Source organism: Kitasatospora sp. NPDC007106, from assembly GCF_040634455.1.
Classification (GTDB): Bacteria; Actinomycetota; Actinomycetes; order Streptomycetales; family Streptomycetaceae; genus Kitasatospora; species Kitasatospora arboriphila.
On sequence record NZ_JBEYFP010000535.1, the window covers coordinates 1 to 4,138 of the forward strand.

Below are 4,138 nucleotides of genomic sequence, written 5' to 3' on the forward strand. Positions count from 1 at the left end.
CCCGCGCCCGGACGGCCGCCGCCCGCACCGCCCGCCGCCGCGCCGCCCTCGAATGGGTCGCCGTGCACTCGCTGGCGATCGCCGCCGCGCTGTTCTTCCTGCTGCCCTTCGTCTTCGTGCTGCTCACCTCGGTGATGAGCGACCGTCAGGCGCTCACCTCCGAGCTGTGGCCCACGAGTTGGCACTGGGAGAACTACGCGCAGGTCTGGCGCACCCCCGGCTTCCTCACCTGGTGGCGCAACAGCCTGCTGTACGCGGGCCTCGGCACCCTGCTCACCGTCGTCTCCAGCCTGCCCGTGGCGTACGCCCTGGCCAAGTTCCGCTTCCGCGGCCGCCGGCTCGCCCTGATGGCGGTGGTCTCGATGATGATGCTGCCGCCGCAGGTCACCGTGATCCCGATGTACCTGTTCTGGGCCAAGCAGCTCCACCTGACCGGCTCGCTCTGGCCGCTGGTGGTGCCGATGGCCTTCGGCGACGCGTTCTCCATCTTCCTGCTGCGGCAGTTCCTGCTGACCGTGCCGAACGAGTACCTGGAGGCCGCCCGGATCGACGGCTGCGGCGACGTCCGCACCCTGCTGCGGGTGGTCCTGCCGATGGCCCGGCCGGCGATCGCCGCGGTCGCGCTCTTCCAGTTCTTCTCCTGCTGGAACGACTACTTCGGCCCGCAGATCTACGCCAGCGAGAACCCGGGCGCCTGGACGCTGAGTTACGGCCTGGAGTCGTTCAAGGGCGCCCACCACACCGACTGGAACCTCACCATGGCCGCCACCCTGCTGGTGATGGCGCCGGTGATCATCCTCTTCTTCTTCGCACAGAAGGCCTTCATCGAAGGCGTGACACTGACAGGGGTCAAGGGCTGATGTCCGCACTGAAGTTGGCAATCGTCGGCGGCGGTTCCACCTACACACCCGAGCTGATCGACGGCTTCGCCCGGCTGCGGGACACCCTGCCGATCGGCGAGCTCGTCCTGGTCGACCCGGCCGCCGACCGGCTGGAGCTGATCGCCGGCCTCGCCCGGCGGATCTTCGCCCGGCAGGGCCACGACGCGCGGGTCACCACCGCGTCCGAGGTCGCCGCGGGCGTGCAGGGCGCCGACGCCGTCCTGCTGCAGCTGCGGGTCGGCGGACAGGCCGCCCGCAACGAGGACGAGACCTGGCCGCTGGAGTGCGGCTGCGTCGGCCAGGAGACCACCGGCGCGGGCGGGCTGGCGAAGGCGCTGCGCACCGTCCCGGTGGTGCTGGACATCGCCGAGACGGTGCGCCGGGCCAACCCGGACGCCTGGATCGTCGACTTCACCAACCCGGTCGGCATCGTCACCCGCGCCCTGCAGACCGCCGGCCACAAGGCCGTCGGCCTGTGCAACGTCGCGATCGGCTTCCAGCGGAAGTTCGCCGGCCACCTCGGCGTCGAGCCCGAGCGCGTCCGCCTCGACCACGTCGGCCTCAACCACCTCACCTGGGAGCGCGGCGTCACCCTGCTCGACGCCCCCGGCGCCGCCACCGGCCGCGAGGTGCTGCCGGAACTGCTCGCCGGCCACGGCGAGGCGATCGCCGCCGACCTGCACCTGCCGCTCGACGTCGTCCGCCGGCTCGGCGTGGTGCCCTCCTACTACCTGCGCTACTTCTACCAGCACGACCTGGTGGTCGAGGAGTTGAGGGTGCAGGGCTCGCGGGCCGCCGCGGTCGCCGCGATCGAGCGGCAGCTGCTGGAGATGTACGCCGACCCGGCCCTGGACACCAAGCCCGAGCTGCTCGGCAAGCGCGGCGGCGCCTTCTACTCGGAGGCCGCCGTCCAGCTGATCGCCGCACTGCTCGGCACCGACGGCACCACGGGCGTCCAGGTGGTCAACACCCGCAACGACGGCGTGCTGCCCTTCCTGCCCGACGACGCGGTGATCGAGGTGCCCGCCGAGGTCGACCCGCAGGGCGTGCGCCCGCTGCCGCAGCGCCCGGTCGAACCGCTCTACGCGGGCCTGATCGCCGCCGTCACCGCCTACGAGCACCTGGCGCTGGACGCCGCGCTCAAGGGCGGCCGGGACCGGGTCTTCGACGCCCTGCTCGCCCACCCGCTGGTCGGCCAGATCGACCTCGCCGACCGGCTCACCGACCGGCTGATCGCCCACAACCGCGCCCACCTCGGCTGGGCGTGACCCGACGATGACCGCCTCGCACCACCCCGGGGAGAACCGATGAACCGCCAGCACGACGCCCCGCTCCCCGGCGTCCTCGCCGTCGACGCCGGGAACAGCAAGACCGACGTGGCGCTGGTCGCCGCCGACGGCACGGTGCTCGGCTCCGCCCGCGGCGGCGGCTTCCAGCCGCAGCTCGACGGCGCCGACGAGGCCATCGGCGGCCTCGCCCCGCTGGTCGAGTCGGTCGCCGCACAGGCCGGTCTGAGACCGGGTGCCCCGGTGGCCGCGCACGTCTCGGCCTGCCTCGCCAACGCCGACCTGCCGGTCGAGGAGGAGCGGCTGCTCGCCGCACTGGAGGCCCGCGGGTGGGGCACCACCGCGGCCGTCGCCAACGACACCTTCGGCCTGCTGCGGGCCGGCACCGACGGCCCGCGCGGCGTCGCCGTGGTCTGCGGCGCCGGCATCAACTGCGTGGGCCTGCTGCCGGACGGGCGCACCGCGCGCTTCCCCGCGCTCGGCCGGCTCACCGGTGACTGGGGCGGCGGCGGCGGACTGGCCGCCGAGGCGATGTGGCACGCCACCCGGGCCGAGGACGGCCGGGGCGCGCCGACCGGGCTCGCCGCGGCGATCGGCGCGCACTTCGGACGGCCCTCCGCCACCGCCGTGGCCGAGGGGATGCACCTCGGCGAGATCGCCGCGGAGCGGCTGCACGAGCTCGTCCCGGTGCTGTTCGCCGCCGCGGAGGCGGGCGACCGGGTGGCGCTCGGCCTGGTCGACCGGCAGGCCGACGAGATCGTCCGCTTCGCCACCGTCGCGCTGCGGCGGCTCGGCCTGCTGGACGAGGCCGTCCCGGTGGTGCTCGGCGGCGGTGTGCTCGCCGCCCGGCTGCCGCTGCTGGTCGACAACGTGACGGCCCGGCTGGCCGCCGCCGCGCCGCTCGCCGAGCCGCGGATCGTGGTGGCACCGCCCGTCCTCGGCGCCGCCCTGCTCGGCCTCGACCGGATCGGCGCCGACGACCGGGCGCAGCTGCGGCTGCGCGCCGCCTACGAACCGGTGCACCCGGCGGCCGCCTGACCGGCCGTCCGGCGTTCCGGCGTCCGGGCGGCCGTGTCCCGGCCGCCGGTGTCCCGATCTCCCGCCGTCCGCCCCGGGGCCCGCACACCCCGGGGCGGGCGGCGGGCCGCCGGTGTCCCGCGGGTGGCCGGCCGGTCAAGGAGCGGTCAAGAATCCGGGTCGGGAGGTTTGAACGTTGATAGGACGGTCCCACGAACGCTACGCTCCCGGCTTCGTACGGCGCCCGTCCACGGGGCGCCCACCCGATCCCCAGGGGGAAGCGCCAGATGGCGATCCGTAAGTCCACCATGCAGGAGCAGGTCGCCGAGGCGATCGCGGCGATCGAGCCGAACGACCGGCCCGTCGTCACCTTCCACACCGTCACCGGCCCGAGCCCGTGGCTGATGAGCCAGCTCGGCCTGATCGGCCAGCTGTTCGTGAAGTACTACTTCGTCACCCTCACCGAGCGCGTGGTCGTCGTGCACCGCGCCTCGCGGATGAGCAACCGGCCGCAGGAGCTGGTGCACGTGGTGCCGCTGGAGCAGGCGCGCACCCTGATCACCGAGGTGAAGCGGGCCGCGATGTGGAGCTCGATGCAGTTCCACTTCCCCGGCGAGCAGAAGGCGACCCGCCTGAACGTCGCCCGCTACTGGCGTTCCGAGCTGGACCAGTTCGTGCCCGCGCTGACCGGCGTGCAGATCACCGGCTGATCCCGCCGCCACGAACGGCCGGAGGCCGGGACCGCGACGGTCCCGGCCTCCGCCGTGTGCGCGGTGCGCGCCTCAGCGGTCGCCGAGGTGCTCGTCCGCCCAGGCCGCGAGGATCTTCGCGCAGGCGTCCACCGACTCGCGCCAGGTGTGCGCCGCGCCGTCGTCGGCCTCGTCGCTGACGTACTTGACCAGCCGCACCGGCACCTCGGCCCGGCGGGCGACGGTGGCGATCGCGTAGCCCTCC

General features: G+C 74.1%; 4 protein-coding genes. All 4 read left to right on the plus strand.

The features are described 5' to 3' along the window. Positions 1–860: carbohydrate ABC transporter permease (locus ABZ641_RS27855; protein WP_359986003.1), on the plus strand; the 860-nt coding region annotated here is incomplete at its 5' end. An 8-nt stretch (positions 861–868) separates the two neighbouring features. Further along, a complete protein-coding gene (locus tag ABZ641_RS27860; protein ID WP_344625728.1) occupies positions 869–2,149 on the plus strand; it encodes a 6-phospho-beta-glucosidase in 1,281 nt (426 codons plus the stop codon). 39 nt (positions 2,150–2,188) lie between these two features. Then, entirely contained in the window at positions 2,189–3,205 is a 1,017-nt protein-coding gene (locus ABZ641_RS27865) for a BadF/BadG/BcrA/BcrD ATPase family protein (protein WP_359986006.1), read from the plus strand. 266 nt (positions 3,206–3,471) lie between these two features. Then, complete coding sequence (locus ABZ641_RS27870) at positions 3,472–3,894, plus strand: hypothetical protein (protein ID WP_344625701.1); 423 nt, start codon at positions 3,472–3,474, stop codon at positions 3,892–3,894. Positions 3,895–4,138: the final 244 nt, after the last annotated feature.